The organism is Asanoa sp. NPDC049475, from assembly GCF_040676915.1.
Lineage (GTDB): Bacteria > Actinomycetota > Actinomycetes > Mycobacteriales > Micromonosporaceae > Asanoa.
The window spans coordinates 282,962-297,140 of sequence record NZ_JBFAPY010000002.1 but is presented as its reverse complement, the minus strand read 5'-3'; the positions used below and the strand labels follow the sequence as shown (position 1 = coordinate 297,140).

The window sequence follows — 14,179 nt, the reverse complement described above, 5'->3', positions numbered from 1 at the left end:
TCAGTGTCCTTCCCGAGTAACAGAGTTGAGGTAGTCCCAGTCCCGCACGAACCGGTACGAGTGCCGGCCCGGCGGCTGCGGCGCCTGCGTCTCGAGCCACCGCACCGGCCCGTCGCCGACGTTGCGGAAGCCGTGCACGCAGCCGACGCCCGCGAACGCCGCGTCGCCCGCCCGCAGCAGATAGCTCTGGCCGTCGAAGACCGCCTCGGCCTGCCCTTCGAGGAACAGGTAGGTCTCCTCGAACGGGTGGTCGTGCGGTCCGGCGACGCCGGCGGGCTCGTACTGGACCATGAACATGGTCGTCAGGTCGGCGCCGAGGTCGCTGTCGACCATCATCTTGACCGTGATGCCGCTGTAGACGAGCAGGGCCGTGCGCATGCTGGCCGACATGGCGAGGAGCTCCTGGCGCTGCTTGTCGACCTCCATGTTGATCGGCTCGATGTGCCCGAACGCCCGGGTGCGCGGGTCGCGCACGTCGACCGGCACCGGCGCGGTCTCCGGCAGGTCATCGACCGTGAACACGTCATGGCCGTACGCCGCCCGGGGTTGAGTCGCCCGCATCTGAGCGAACCGAGCCGGAGGTCCCTCGTTGCGCCACGCGTGGGCGAGCCCGACGGGCAGCAACCCGTAGTCACCGGGGACGAGCTGGGTCGCCCCTTCCGCGGTCTGCAACACGGGGTTGCCGGACAGGACGTAGAAGCACTCCTCATAGGACTGCACGGCCGTGGCCACCTTGCCACCCGGCTCCAGCGCACAGACGCTGAACTCGGTGTGCAGGGCGCCCGGTGAGCCCTCACCGGCGATCATCCACCGGGTCAGCCCCGTTCCGCCCCGCGCGTCCGCGGACGTCGCGTAGACGGCCTCGTCGGCGCGCATGACCACATGCCGGTCGTTCATCCGGAAACCCTCCTAGTAGTTGACGACCGAGCGGACGGCCGCCACCACCTTGTCCGTGGTCGGGATTACCTGGTCCTCGAGCGCGTCCGCGAACGGCAGCGGCACGTTGGCCGAGGCGACCCGGCGCACCGGCGCGTCGAGCAGTTCGAACCCCTCGTCGACCACGACGGACACGACGGTCGCGCCCCAGCCGGCCTGGTGCGGGTTCTCCTCGACCGTGACCAGGCGCGAAGTCTTGCCGACCGAAGCGAGGACCGTCGTCAGGTCCATCGGGATCAGGCACCGCAGGTCGACCACCTCGGCGGAAATGCCGGACTCGGCGAGCTCGTCGGCCGCTGCCAGCGCGGTGTGCACGGTGGAGGCCAGCGCGACCAGCGTGACGTCGTCACCCGAGCGCACGACGGACGCGCGGCCGAGCTCGACCACGTGGCCGGCGGGCGGCAGCGGACCCTTGCTCGCGAACAGACCCTTGTGCTCGAAGAAGACCACCGGATCGTCGCTGCGGATCGCGGAGGCCATCAGCCCGATCACGTCGGCGGGCGTCGACGGCGCGACGATCTTGAGCCCGGGGATGGTCAGCGCCCAGTTCTCGACGGCCTGCGAGTGCTGCGCGCCGAAGCCGAGCCCGCCGCCGTTGGCCGTGCGGATGACCAGCGGCACGGTGACCTGCCCGCCGGTCATGTAGCGCACCTTGGGGATCTCGTTGGCCAGGTAGTCCCAGCAGCAGGCCAGGAAGTCCGAGAACATGATCTCGGCGACCGGACGGATGCCGGTCATCGCGGCACCCATCGCGGCGCCGACGATCGCCTGCTCGGAGATCGGGGTGTCCCAGATCCGCGTCGGCCCGAACTCCTCGAACAGCCCGGAGGTCGTCTTGAACACTCCGCCGGCCGCGCCGATGTCCTCGCCCAGGCAGATCACGCTGGAGTCGCGGCGCATCTCCCGCGCGATCCCCTCGGAGACGGCGGCCCGATAAGTGATCACATCCGCCATTGCGCACCCCCATCGGCCCATACGTCGGTGAACGCCTCGGCGACGTCAGCGTCCGGTGCCGCCTTCGCCGCGGCGATCGCGTCGGCGACGGTCGACGTCGCGCGCCCGTCCACCACCTTGATCTCGTCAGGCGAGACCCCGAGCGCCTCGAGCCTGGCCCGGGCGACGTCGATGGGGTCGTGCTTGAGCCAGCGCTCGACCTCCTCGGCCGGGCGGTAGGTGGCGGGGTCGGTGCGGCTGTGCCCGTAGTGCCGGTAGGTCTCCGCCTCGATCACGGTCGGGCCGTCGCCGGCCCGCGCCCGGTCGACCGCGGCGGCCACCGCCTCGCGCACCAGCACGACGTCGTTGCCGTCGACGACCTGGGCCTCCATCCGGTATGCCGGCGCCCGGTCGGCGGCCGGGCGGTCGACCGCGGTCACCGCGCCGATCGGCGTGTATTCCATGTAGAGGTTGTTCTCGCAGACGAAGATGACCGGCAGCTTCCACACGGCGGCCAGGTTGAGCGCCTCGTGGAACGCGCCGATGTTGGTCGCGCCGTCGCCGAAGAACGCCAGTGCCACCTGCTCGGTGCCGCGCAGCCGGGCCGACCAGGCGGCGCCGACGGCCATCGGGAGGTGCGCGCCGACGATGGCGTACGAGCCGAGCATGTTGCCCTCGGCGTGGGTCAGGTGCATCGAGCCGCCCTTGGCCTTGCACAGCCCGGTCGCCTTCTGCATCAGCTCGGCCAGGCAGGCTTCCGGTGTCGCGCCGCGGGCGAGGGCGTGGTGGTGGCCGCGGTAGGTGGCGAAGACGTAGTCGTCGGGCCGCAGCGCCGCGCTGGCACCGACGGCCACCGCCTCGTGCCCCGACGCCAGGTGCGTGGTGCCCTTGACGAGACCGGCGAGGAACATGTCGTACGCGGCCTTCTCCGTGCGCCGGATGACCGCCATGCGCTCGTACAGGTCGAGGAGCTCGGTCGTCTCACTCACCGCGGCCTGCCTTGGTGTTGAGGTGCGACTGGGCCTCCCGCTGCGTGTTCAGCGGTCCGCCGACCGTCCAGTAACGGCGGCCGGCCACGAGCAGCTCCTCGGCCGGGAACTTGGTGATGACCTCGCATCCGTCGGCGGTCACGACGACCTCCTCCTCGATCCGTGCGGCGCCCCAGCCGTCCTTCGACGGCCAGTAGGTCTCCAGCGCGAACACCATCCCCTCCTCGAGCACCTCGGGGTGGTCGAGGGAGACCAGGCGGCTGAAGATGGGCTTCTCCCAGATGGACAGGCCGACGCCGTGCCCGTACTGCAGCGCGAAAGCGGCCTCCTCGTCGGGGAAGCCGAACTCGTCGGCGCGCGGCCACAGCGACACGATGTCGGCAGTCGTCGCACCGGGCCGCACGGCGGCGATCGCGCGGTCCATGTATTCCCGGCACCGCACGTAGGCGTCGCGCATGCCGGCCGAGGCGCTGCCGACGGCGAAGCACCGGTAGTAGCAGGTGCGGTAGCCGACGTGGCTGTGCAGGATGTCGAAGAACGCCGGGTCGCCGGGGCGGATCAGCCGGTCGCTGTAGACGTGCGGGTGCGGGGCGCAGCGCTCGCCGGAGATAGCGTTGACGCCTTCGACGAACTCGCTGCCCAGGTCGTAGAGGACCTTGCTGACCAGGCCGACGCACTCGTTCTCGCGGACGCCCGGGCGCAGGAACTCGTAGAGCTCCTCGTAGGCGGCGTCCACCATGGACGCTGCCTGGGTCAACAACGAGATCTCGTCGACGGTCTTGACGCGCCGGGCCTCCAGGAAGAGCTGCTGCCCGTCGACGACCTCGATGCCGGCGCGCTGGAGCGCGAGCAGCACGGGCATCTCGGCGATGTCGATGCCGATCGGCGCGTCGGCGAGGCCGTGCTCCTCGAGCTCGACGGCGATCTTGCGGGCCAGCTCGTCGGCGATTCCGGCGTCCGGGTGGAAGGCGCCGCGCAGCACGGAGATGCCGGCCCGGGCGCGCTTCTCGCCGTCGAGCCAGGGGTTGTAGAGCTGGTGGTGGCGGGCCGCGGAGCCGAAGTCCCAGACGATCGGCTCGGCGCCGCGGACCAGCAGCGCGAACCGGATGAACTTGTCGATCGCCCACGTGCCGATGTGGGTGGCCGTCATGTAGCGGATGTTCGCGAAGTCGAACGCGAGGACCGCTCCGAGGCTGGAGCGTTCGAGCTCGGCGTTGAGTCGGGCCAACCGTTCGCGGCGCAGCCGGTCGAGGTCGATGCGCTGTTCCCAGTCGACGGCATTCGTGCCGTACGTGCCGATCGCCACCGCAGCACCCCTCTGCTATATTCCGGGCGTGTTAAGTAACGCTTGACGACGCTAACGACCTGTCATCTCAGGCGTCAAGCATCACACCACAGTGCTCGGCACGCGCGATAGGGTGAAGCGGAAAAAGATCAAGGTTCGTCGAAGGGTTGGCAACGGGCGTGAGTGGACAGACGGGAATGCCCCCGATCGGTGAGCGACTACGGCAGGCCCGGCTGGACCGCGGCATGACCGTGCGCGGCCTGGCCCGGGTCGTCGACACCTCGGCCAGCCTGATCTCGCAGATCGAGACCGGCAAGAGCAACCCCTCGGTCAGCACGCTGTACGCGATCACCGCGGCCCTGGGCATCTCGGTGGAGGACATCTTCAACGAGCCGGACCCGGCGAGCCCGCGCCCGGCGAGGTTGGACACGGTCGCGCCCGTCCCCGCCGCCTTGGGCGCCGCCATCAGTGCTGCCCTGATAGTGCCGGCACAACCCAGCGCCGACCAGGCGGCCGGTTCCGCGACGGCGCAAGGGTTGCGGATGCTGTCACAGCGGCGCCGGGTCGGCCCCGTCGTGCCGGCGGGCGAGCGCGAGGTGCTGCACCTGGACTCCGGGGTGACCTGGGAGCTGCTCGGCCAGCTGCCCGACACGCACGTCGACTTCCTGCGCATCACGTACGCCCCGGGCGGCAGCTCGTCCGGCGCCGGCGTGCTGATGCGCCACTCCGGCACCGAGTGGGGGCACGTCCTGGCCGGTCAGCTCACGTTGACCCTGGGCTTCGACACGCACGTGCTCAACCCCGGCGACTCGGTCTCGTTCGACTGCTCCACACCGCACTCGTACGCCAACCACGGCGTCGAGCCCGCCGTCGGCATCTGGTTCGTGGCCGAGCGCTTCAGCTGACCGGCCCGCCTGTTTCATCTTCATGAACGGCAGTGCACAGTGGTATTGCACACTGTCCACCTGAGCCGTACGCTCTCGCCTCAGTAGTGGTTCATATCGCCTCCGGGCGTTCAAACCGCGAAGGGCGGTGTAGCCCAGAAATGAACGACCCCCTCTCCTTCTCCCGGCGCGGCGTGCTCCGCGCCGGCGTCGCAGCGGCCGCCGGCAGCGCCCTCGGCCTGCCCAGCCCGGCCAGCGCGGCCTCCTCCGGCTCGGCCCCCGTCTCCGTCGTCGACCGCACCACTCCCCGCGGCGACCTGGTCCTGCACAACGGCAAGATCCGCACCTTCGACGACCACGGCCGCACGGTGTCCGGCGTCGCGATCTCCGAAGGACGCATCGTCGGCGTCGGCGGCAGCCTCGGCCAGCTCAAGCAGCTCGTGCCGGGCAAGCCCACCGTCGTCGACCTGCGCGGCCACACGGTCGTGCCGGGCATGATCGAGCCGCACGTGCACTTCGTCAGCCTCGCCATCCGCCCCGGCTACCACGTCGTCATCGAGAACGCCGGTGACATCGCCGGGATCCAGCGCCTCCTGGCCGCACGCCGGCGCGACGTGCCGCCGGGTCAGTTCATCACCGCCATGGGCGGCTTCCACGCCAACCTGTTCGCCGAGCGACGCCTGCCCAACCTGGCCGAGCTCGACGCCGCCGTCCCCGACCGGCCGATCCTGCTCTTCCAGGGCTTCACCGGCCCGGCGTGGACCAACTCGCTGGGCAAGGCGTACTTCGAGGCGGCGGCGGTGCCGTCGGTGGTCGGCGCCGACGGCTCCATCACCGGCGTCGCCAACGCCGAGGCCGCCCTCTACAACGTGCGGCTGACCCAGAGCTTCGAGGACCGCAAGCGCAGCACGCTGGACGCGATGGCCTATTCGGCCAGCGTCGGCATTACCGCCGTGCTCGACGAGGTCGGCTTCCCGGTCGTCGGTCCGCCGCAACCCAACCAGGCACTGTCCAACTTCGACCATTACCGGATGTACGACTCCTGGCGCGCCCTGCACGCCGAAGGGAAGACGTTCATCCGCCTGCAGACCAACTTCCTGCACAACCAGAACGACATCAACCTGCCCGAGCTGACCCAGCGACTCGCCAACCAGTACCAGCTGTTCGGTGACGACCTGCTGATGACCGGCGGGATCGGCGAGTGGGGCGCGCCGGGCGACGGCAGCGGTCCGGTGTGGACCCGCGCGCAGCAGCTCATCGCGGCGGCCGGCTGGCGCAACAACAATCGGGCGCTGAGCCTGGCCGCCCTCGAGGCGCAGATCGCCGGCTACGAAGCCGTCAACGCCCAGCACGACATCACGAAGCTGCGCTGGCGCATCGACCACGTGCCGGTCGTGACGACGGCGCTGCTCGACCGGCTCCAGGCGCTCGGTGGTGCGGTCAACGGCGGCACGTTCGCCTTCATGTCGGGCAGCGGCACCGCCGCCGGCGCCCCGTTCCGCACGATTCTCGACCACGGCATCAAGGCCGGCATCCACCTCGACGGCGTGCACATCGCCCCGTTGAACCCGTGGTTCGGCATCTACTACGCGGTCACCGGTCGCAACGCGCTCGGCGTCGAGATCAACGTCGGCCAGCAGATCACCCGGGACGAGGCGGTCCGGCTGTGGACCCGCGAGAACGCCTGGTTCCTCAACATGGAAGACAAGCTCGGCACGATCGAGACCGGCAAGCTCGGCGACCTGGTCGTGCTCGACCGTGACTACCGCACCGTCAGCGACGAGGACCTCAAGCGCGTCAGGCCCGTTCTCACCACGGTGGGCGGCCGGATCGTGCACGACTCCGGCGAGCTCAAGCGCCAGCACTGAGCCACTTTCTGGAAGGCGGTTTCGTTCGATGAGCGAGTCACATCAGCGGGGCCAGACCCGGCGCGGCCTCTTGCGCTCCGGCGCGCTCGCGGCCGCCGCCGCGCCCTTCGTGGGCGCCGCCGCCGCCGAGGCACACGGCAAAGGCAGGTCGCCCGCCGGCGACCTGATCCTCACCAACGGCGAGATCCACACCATGGACCGGCACGACACGGTCGTCGAGGTGATCGCCATCCGCGACGGCGAGGTCGTCTACACGGGCGACCGGGAAAGCGCGGCCCGCAAGGAGTTCACCGACAAGCCGCGCACGCTCGACCTGCGCGGCAGGACGGCGATCCCGGGCATCATCGACTGCCACAACCACATCGTGCTGATGGGCAACCGGCCCGGCCACCACACGCCCCTGGAGAACGCGTACTCCATCGCCGACGTCCAGGCGGCGATCCGCAGCCGCTCACGGACCGCACCGGCCGGGACGTTCATCACCACCATCGGCGGATTCCACTTCAACCAGTTCAAAGAGGTACGCCTCCCCACGCTGGCCGAGCTCGACGCCGCGGCACCCCGTCACCCGGTCTACCTCTCGATCGGGTTCGTCGGGCCGGGGGTGACCAACAGCCTGGGCAAGGCCTTCTTCGAGAGCGTGCCGGGGCCGGACGGCCCCGTGACGGTCGGCGCGGACGGGTCGATCGGCGCCGGCAACCAGACCGGGCGGGCCACCCTCGCCCTCCGCCGGCAGCTCACCTTCGAGGACCGCAAGCGCGGCACCCGCGACGCGATGAGATACGCGGTCGGCCTCGGCGTCACCACCCACCTGGACCAGGGCGCGTTCCAGGCCGTCGACGCGCCGTCGGACGGGTCGGCGCACGAGGACAACTTCCGCATGCACCTGCCGTTCCTGTCGGTCTACGGCGACGGTGACGGCATCGTCCGGCTGCGGATCAACTTCCTCTACATGGACGCCGACCCGGCCAGCGTCGCCCTCGGCGAACGGCTGCGCAACGCGTTCCCCTTCTTCGGCAACGACCTGGTCCGCACCGGCGGCATCGGCGAGTTCGTCGCGCCCGTGCCCAGCGACCCGATCACCAGCGGGTCGGCCGGCAACCAGCGGTGGCTCGACGCCGCCCGCAAGGTCGCCCAGGCCGGCTGGCGGGCCGAGGTGCACTCGTTGTCGGCCACCGACTTCAAGGCCGAGATCGACGGCTTCGCGCTGGTCAACCAGGAATTCCCGATCACCGACCTGCGGTGGGTGGTCGGTCACGTGCCCTCGATCACCGAGGACTACGTCGACAAGCTCAAGGCGCTCGGCGGCGGCATCAACGTCACCGGGTTCCGCTACTTCACGGGCACGCCGACCGCGGCCGGCCCGCCGTACCGCATGCTCCTCGACAACGGCATCCCGCTCGGGATGAGCTCGGACGGCATGCAGATCGCGCCGATGAACCCCTGGGTGCACGCCTACTACGCCACCACCGGCATCAACGCGCTCGGGGTGGCGATCAACGGCAACCAGCTGATGACCCGGCACGAGGTGGTCGAGCACTACACCAGCGCCAACGGCTGGTTCCTGGGCGGCGTCGACGAGGACCGGCTCGGGGTGCTCGCGCCGGGCCGCCTGGGCGACGTCGCGGTGCTCAACCGCGACTACTTCGACCGGCGGGCCGTTGGCGACGCCGACCTCAAGAAGATCAATTCCGTGCTGACCGTGCTCGGCGGCGTCGTCGTCCACGATGCCGGCGCAGTCCGTTAGGAGGCTTACCGTGCTGAGGCGCGTGCTCGGTGTGCTCGCGGCGACCGTTCTGGTCGCCGCGGGCGCGGCATGCAGTAGCAAACAGGAGTCCAGCGGCGGTGGAGCCGACCAGAGTCCCATCGTGGTCGGTTCGACGCTGTCGCTGACCGGTGCCTTCGCGGCGACCGGGCTCATCCACAAGGTCGCGGGCGAGCAGTACATCGAGCGGCTCAACGCCGCCGGCGGCCTGCTCGGTCGCAAGGTCGAGTGGACGGTGCTCGACGACCAGTCCGACACCTCCAAGGTCGGGCCGCTCTACGAGCAGCTGATCGCACAGAACAAGGTCGACCTGATCATGGGTCCGTACGCCACGCCGAACATCCTCGCGGCCATGGCGGTGGCCGAGCGGCACGGCTACGTGCTGCCGCAGCACACGGCGGTGCTGGCGCCCCAGCTCACGTACCCCTGCCAGTTCCCGGCCTGGTCGATCGGCCCCACGCCGAACCAGTTCATCCCCAACCTCCTCTTCGACGCGGTGGCGACCCTGCCGACGCCGCCCAAGAAGATCGCGGTGCTGACCAGCCAGAGCGGGTCGGCGGCGTTCGTCACGGACGGCCTCGGCGAGGACAAGACCGGCGTGCTGTCGATCGCCAAGGAGCGCGGCCTCGAGGTGGTCCTCGACCGCCATTACCCGCCGACGACGTCGGACTGGGCGGGCATGGCGGCGGAGGTACGCGACGCGAAGCCGGACCTCGTGATCAGCAACAGCCTCGGCGTCGACACCGTCAACGCGCTCAACGCGATGAAGCAGCTCGGCTACACGCCTCCGAAGGTGTTCAGCCTCTTCCCCGCGCCCGGCCCGCTGCTGGGTCTGGGTGCGGCCAGCGAGGGCGCCCTGTCGGTCTCGATCTTCGAGCCGAACAAGCCGTTGGTCGACAAGGTCGGCGGCGACGCGCAGGCGATCGTCGACGAGTTCAAGACCAAGGCCACGGCGGCGAAGGTCGCGTTCCCCGTCTTCGAGACGCAGGCCGCGGCGAGCTGGAACGCGTGGGACATCCTCGCCTCCGGGGTCAAGGCCGCCGGCTCCACCGACAACAAGGCGATCTGCGACGGCCTGCACAGCAAGGGCGCCGACACGGTGTTCAGCGGACACCTCACGTTCGAGGCGAAGGACAACAACTTCTGGCCGACGACGCTGGGCATCAAGCAGATCCAGAACGGCGAATGGGTGATGGTCTGGCCGCAGGACCGGGCCGCCGCACCTCTCAAGTAACCGCGAAGGCGTTGCCCGTCCCGGCGGGCAACACCGCCCCTACTCTCTAGGAGCTCACATGACCGCCGTCCAGGCGGCGCTCAGCGGGGCCCTGATCGGCGGGCTGTACGCCTTGATGGCGGCCGGCCTGTCGGTCACGTGGGGCACCCTGCGAGTCATCAACCTGGCGCATTTCGGGCTGATCCTGGTCGGCGCCTACCTGTCGTACCAACTCACCTCCGCCTGGGGCATCGACCCCATGCTCACCCTGCTCGTGTCGGCGCCGGCGCTGTTCGTGGTCGGCGCCGCGCTCCAGTGGGCCTACGAGCGGTTCAACATCGTCGAGTTCAACTCGCTGCTGGTCAGCTTCGGCCTCCTGATGATCATCATCGAGGTGTCGACGCAGGTGTGGACGGCCGACTTCCGGCACATCGACGCCGCGGCCAACCCGTACGGGACCAGCGCCCTGCACCTCGGCCCCGTCGCGCTGCCGGTGTCGCGGCTGGTCGCCCTCGGGTTCGCGCTGCTGCTGATCGGCGGCGGCCACCTGGTGCTGGAGCGCACGTTCGCCGGCCGCGGGCTGCGCGCCTTCGCCCAGGACCGCACCGTCGCCGCGTCGTTCGGCATCGACCACCGCCGGCTCGGCCTGGTCGTGGGCGGGCTCGCCGGGGTCAGCGCCGCCGTCGCGGGCATGGTGTTCGCGCTCGGCAACACCATCGCGCCGGCCCACGCGTACGAGTGGTTCGGCACGGTCTTCGCCGTGGTCATCCTCGGCGGGATCGGCAACCTGCTGGGCTCACTGTTCGCGGGCCTCGGAGTCGGCGCGTTCTCGGCCGTGGTGGCGGTGCTCTGGGACCCGAGCTACGAGCCGTTCGTGCTGTTCCTGGCCATCATCCTCGCGCTGGTCCTCCGGCCGCAGGGGCTGTTCACCCGCAGAGGTGCCGTCGCATGAGCGTCTACAAGGGACTCGGTGGGCTGGTCTCGGTGAGCCTGGTGCTGGCCGTGCTCGCGCACTTCAACACCTCGCTCGGTGTCGCGCCCTATCTGCTCGTCCTCGCGACCTCCGTGCTGTTCTGGGTGATCCAGGCGACGAGCTGGAACATCCTGTCCGGTTACGCGGGCTACTTCAGCTTCGGGCAGGCCGCGTACGTGGGTGTCGGCGCGTACGCGGTGGCGGTGCTGACGGGTCGGCACGGGGTCAGCTATCCGGTGTCGATCATTGTCGGCGGCCTGCTCGGCGCGCTGCTGGCACTGATCACGGGGGCGATCGCGTTCCGGCTCGGCTCGCTGCGTGGCGAGATCTTCGCGCTGCTGACCCTGGCCGTGCCGTTCATCCTGGCCGCGTTCGTGCGGATCAACCGCGACATCGACGGTGGCCTGGGCACGACGCTGCCGCTGCCCTCGTTCCCGGACTGGATCGGCGACTTCCAGCACCTGATCTTCCTGCTGATGCTGGCGGTGGCGACCCTGGCGGTCGGGACCGCGCTGGCGGTGCAGGGCTCGCGACTCGGCCGCGGGCTGAGCGCGATCCACGACAACGAGGACGCCGCCGAGGTCCTCGGCGTGCCGACGTTCCGCTACAAGATGATCGCCATCGTGCTCAGCGGCGCCCTCGGCGGCCTCGGTGGCGCGCTGCTCGCGGTGCGCAACGGCGCCGTCCAGCCCGAGCTCGTCTTCACGCTGACGGTGCCGCTGTTCGTCATCGTGATGGCGGTCCTCGGCGGGCGCCGGCACTGGGCGGGTCCGGTGGTGGGCGCGGCCTTCGTCACGGTGCTGCAGGACGAGCTCGCGGCACAGAAGCTGGACCAGTGGGGCAACATCATCCTCGGCGCCGTGCTGGTGGTCTTCGTGGTCGCCGCTCCCGACGGCCTGTTCGGCCGATTGAGGACACGACCGTGGATAACGGTCGGCGTTTTCGTGCCAGTTTTGGCCGGACTGGTCCTCAGTGGGCAGTACACCGAGCTTGATGCGCTGCTTTATGCGATGGTCGCCGCTATCGTCGTAGCGGTGGTGTACGACCGGCTGCGGCCGGTCACCGCACCGCGACGCACAACCCCGCTCCGTCCAGCCCCGGCCGGCGCAGAGCCGGCCATCCGGACCGCGCCGCCGCCGTTGTCGGCTCCCCAGCCGGATTCCGGTCGTGACCTGGTCGCGGTCGCCGGTCTAATCCGTGACTTCGGCGGCGTGCGCGCCGTTGACGACGTGTCGTTGTCGGTGAGTCCGGGTGAGATCGTGGGCCTGGTCGGGCCGAACGGGTCCGGCAAGACGACGCTGGTCAACCTGCTCTCCGGTGCGCTGGCACCGAGTGCGGGCACGATCGCGATCGACGGGCGGGCCACGGTCGGGCTGGCGCCGCACAAGGTGGCCCACACGGGCGTGGCCCGCACGTACCAGATTCCCAAGCCCTTCGCCTCGATGACCGTGCTCGACAACGTGGCGATGGCCGTCATGTTCGGCCGCACCGGCGCCTCGCTCCCCCAGGCCCGTCTGGCGGCGGCGGACCACCTCGCCACCGTCCGGCTAGGACACCTGGCCGACCAGTTGCCGGCGGCCCTGAACCTCCACCAGCGCCAGCTGCTGGAGATGGCTCGCGCCATCGCCGCCGAACCGGTCGTGCTGCTGCTCGACGAGGCACTCGCCGGCCTCAACCCCGCCGAGATCGACGACGCGGTCGCGGTGATCCGGCGCATCCACGAAGGCGGCATCTCCATCATCATCGTCGAGCACCTGCTCCGCGTGCTCAACCAGCTCGCCACCCGGATCGTCGTGCTCGACCGGGGTGTGCTGATCGCCGACGGCGAGCCGGCCACCGTGCTCAACGACCCGGCCGTCGTCCGTGCCTACCTGGGGAGACAGCGTGCTTGAGGTCCGTGGAGTGGACGCCCGGTACGGCGACGCCCAGGCGCTCTGGGACGTGGCCCTGGACGTCGGCGCGGCCGAGACCGTCTGCATCGTCGGTCCGAACGGCGCCGGCAAGACCACGCTGGTGCAGACGATCGCCGGGCTGCACCCGGCCGCCGCCGGCACCATCACCGTCGAGGGCGTCGACGTCGCCGCGCTGCCCGGGCACAAGGTCTGCGACCACGGCGTCGCGACGGTCCCTGAGGGCCGGCGGGTGTTCGGCCACATGAGCGTGCGCGACAACCTGCTGCTGGGCGCGTACCGCCGCCCCGCCCGCGCCGTGCACCGCGAGACGGAGGCGCGGGTCTACGAGCTGTTCCCCCGGCTCAAGGAGCGGGCCGGTCAGCAGGCCGGCAGCCTGTCCGGCGGCGAACAGCAGATGCTGGCCCTCGGGCGCGCGCTCATGGCCCTGCCGCGCCTGCTGCTGCTCGACGAGCCGTCGCTGGGCCTGGCCCCGGTGATCGTCGACGAGGTCTTCGACGCGATCACCGCCGTCAACGCGACCGGTGTCAGCGTGCTGCTGGTGGAGCAGGACGTCGAGCGCGCGCTGTCCGCGGCCTGCCGGGGCTATCTGCTGATCGAGGGCCGGATCGTGGCCTCGGGCACGACCGCTGAGCTTCGGGACAGCGCCGACGTACGCGAGCGGGTGTTGGGCATGTGAAATTCCGTCGCGGTGGTGCCGGTGCGACTGGTTGAGTGTGGGTCGTGGACGGCTATCTGCTCTGCGGCACGCCACGCACGGGCAGCACGCTGCTGTGCGGGCTGCTGCGCGACACCGGGGTCGCCGGTCGGCCGGAGTCCTATTTCCGGGTGCCGGGCGAAGAGCTGTGGGCGCGGCGCTGGCAGTTGCCTGACGGGTTCGACTACCGCGACTATGTGCGGGCCGCGGTCGCGGAGGGCAGCACCCCGAACGGCGTCTTCGCCGCCCGGGTGATGTGGGGCTCGATGGACGAGCTGGTCGCCAAGCTAGGTGCCGGGTCTGACCTCGACCTGCTCACCGAGGCCTTCGGCCGGCTCCGCTTCGTCCACTGCTGGCGGGAGGACACGGTGGCACAGGCCGTGTCGTGGGCGCGCGCCGAACAGACGCAGTTCTGGCACCCGGGCGACACCGCGCTGCCCGACCGTGAGCCCCGCTTCGACTTCGACCAGATCCACGAGCTCGTCCGGACCATCGGGGAACACAACGCGGCCTGGCGCGACTGGTTCACGAGGTTCGGCATCCAACCGCATTCGGTGCGCTACGAGGACCTCACCACCGACATCTCCGGTGTCACCCGCGGCATCCTGGACTTTCTGAAGGTGGAGCCCCCTGCCGGGCACGCGTTCGTCCCGCGACACCGGCGGCAGGCCGACCAGCTCAACCGCGACTGGATCCGCCGCTACCGAGCCCTCGTGTGATACTCGA

General features: G+C 70.3%; 12 protein-coding genes. 8 read left to right on the top strand and 4 right to left on the bottom strand.

The window, feature by feature from the left end; all coding sequences use genetic code 11:
- Genes AB0J88_RS07470 through AB0J88_RS07455 form a run of 4 tightly spaced genes read right to left on the bottom strand, consistent with a single transcriptional unit; the run spans position 1 to position 4,164 of the window.
- Entirely contained in the window at positions 1-897 is an 897-nt protein-coding gene (locus AB0J88_RS07470) for a cupin domain-containing protein (protein WP_364347442.1), read from the bottom strand.
- Between the two features lie 12 nt (positions 898-909).
- Positions 910-1,890, bottom strand: a complete 981-nt coding sequence (locus AB0J88_RS07465) for an alpha-ketoacid dehydrogenase subunit beta (RefSeq protein ID WP_364347445.1) — start codon at positions 1,888-1,890, stop codon at positions 910-912.
- Positions 1,878-2,858, bottom strand: a complete 981-nt coding sequence (locus AB0J88_RS07460; protein WP_364347448.1) for a thiamine pyrophosphate-dependent dehydrogenase E1 component subunit alpha — start codon at positions 2,856-2,858, stop codon at positions 1,878-1,880. The genes AB0J88_RS07465 and AB0J88_RS07460 overlap by 13 nt, the downstream gene beginning before the upstream one ends.
- Positions 2,851-4,164 carry a Xaa-Pro peptidase family protein gene (locus AB0J88_RS07455; protein ID WP_364347451.1) on the bottom strand — a complete coding sequence of 438 codons (1,314 nt, stop codon included), beginning with the start codon at positions 4,162-4,164 and terminating at the stop codon, positions 2,851-2,853. The genes AB0J88_RS07460 and AB0J88_RS07455 overlap by 8 nt, the downstream gene beginning before the upstream one ends.
- Before the next feature lie 158 nt (positions 4,165-4,322).
- Here AB0J88_RS07455 and AB0J88_RS07450 point away from each other — a divergent pair, with 158 nt between their 5' ends.
- The 8 genes from AB0J88_RS07450 (at position 4,323) to AB0J88_RS07415 (ending at position 14,172) form a co-directional block, all read left to right on the top strand.
- Positions 4,323-5,048, top strand: coding sequence for an XRE family transcriptional regulator (locus AB0J88_RS07450; protein WP_364347454.1), 726 nt, complete (start codon positions 4,323-4,325; stop codon positions 5,046-5,048).
- A gap of 140 nt (positions 5,049-5,188) precedes the next feature.
- A complete protein-coding gene (locus AB0J88_RS07445) occupies positions 5,189-6,895 on the top strand; it encodes an amidohydrolase family protein (RefSeq protein ID WP_364347457.1) in 1,707 nt (568 codons plus the stop codon).
- A 28-nt stretch (positions 6,896-6,923) separates the two neighbouring features.
- Positions 6,924-8,642 carry an amidohydrolase family protein gene (locus AB0J88_RS07440; RefSeq protein ID WP_364347460.1) on the top strand — a complete coding sequence of 573 codons (1,719 nt, stop codon included), beginning with the start codon at positions 6,924-6,926 and terminating at the stop codon, positions 8,640-8,642.
- A 10-nt stretch (positions 8,643-8,652) separates the two neighbouring features.
- A complete protein-coding gene (locus AB0J88_RS07435; RefSeq protein ID WP_364347463.1) occupies positions 8,653-9,894 on the top strand; it encodes an amino acid ABC transporter substrate-binding protein in 1,242 nt (413 codons plus the stop codon).
- A 58-nt stretch (positions 9,895-9,952) separates the two neighbouring features.
- On the top strand, positions 9,953-10,825 hold the full coding sequence (locus AB0J88_RS07430; protein ID WP_364347466.1) for a branched-chain amino acid ABC transporter permease: 873 nt from the start codon (positions 9,953-9,955) through the stop codon (positions 10,823-10,825).
- Complete coding sequence (locus AB0J88_RS07425; protein ID WP_364347469.1) at positions 10,822-12,738, top strand: branched-chain amino acid ABC transporter ATP-binding protein/permease; 1,917 nt, start codon at positions 10,822-10,824, stop codon at positions 12,736-12,738. Before AB0J88_RS07430 ends, AB0J88_RS07425 begins: the two co-directional genes overlap by 4 nt.
- The gene (locus AB0J88_RS07420; RefSeq protein WP_364347472.1) at positions 12,731-13,435 is read left to right on the top strand and encodes an ABC transporter ATP-binding protein; all 705 of its coding nucleotides are present in this window, start codon (positions 12,731-12,733) and stop codon (positions 13,433-13,435) included. Before AB0J88_RS07425 ends, AB0J88_RS07420 begins: the two co-directional genes overlap by 8 nt.
- Positions 13,436-13,479: 44 nt before the next feature.
- A complete protein-coding gene (locus AB0J88_RS07415; RefSeq protein ID WP_364347475.1) occupies positions 13,480-14,172 on the top strand; it encodes a Stf0 family sulfotransferase in 693 nt (230 codons plus the stop codon).
- The last annotated feature ends 7 nt before the right edge of the window (positions 14,173-14,179 follow it).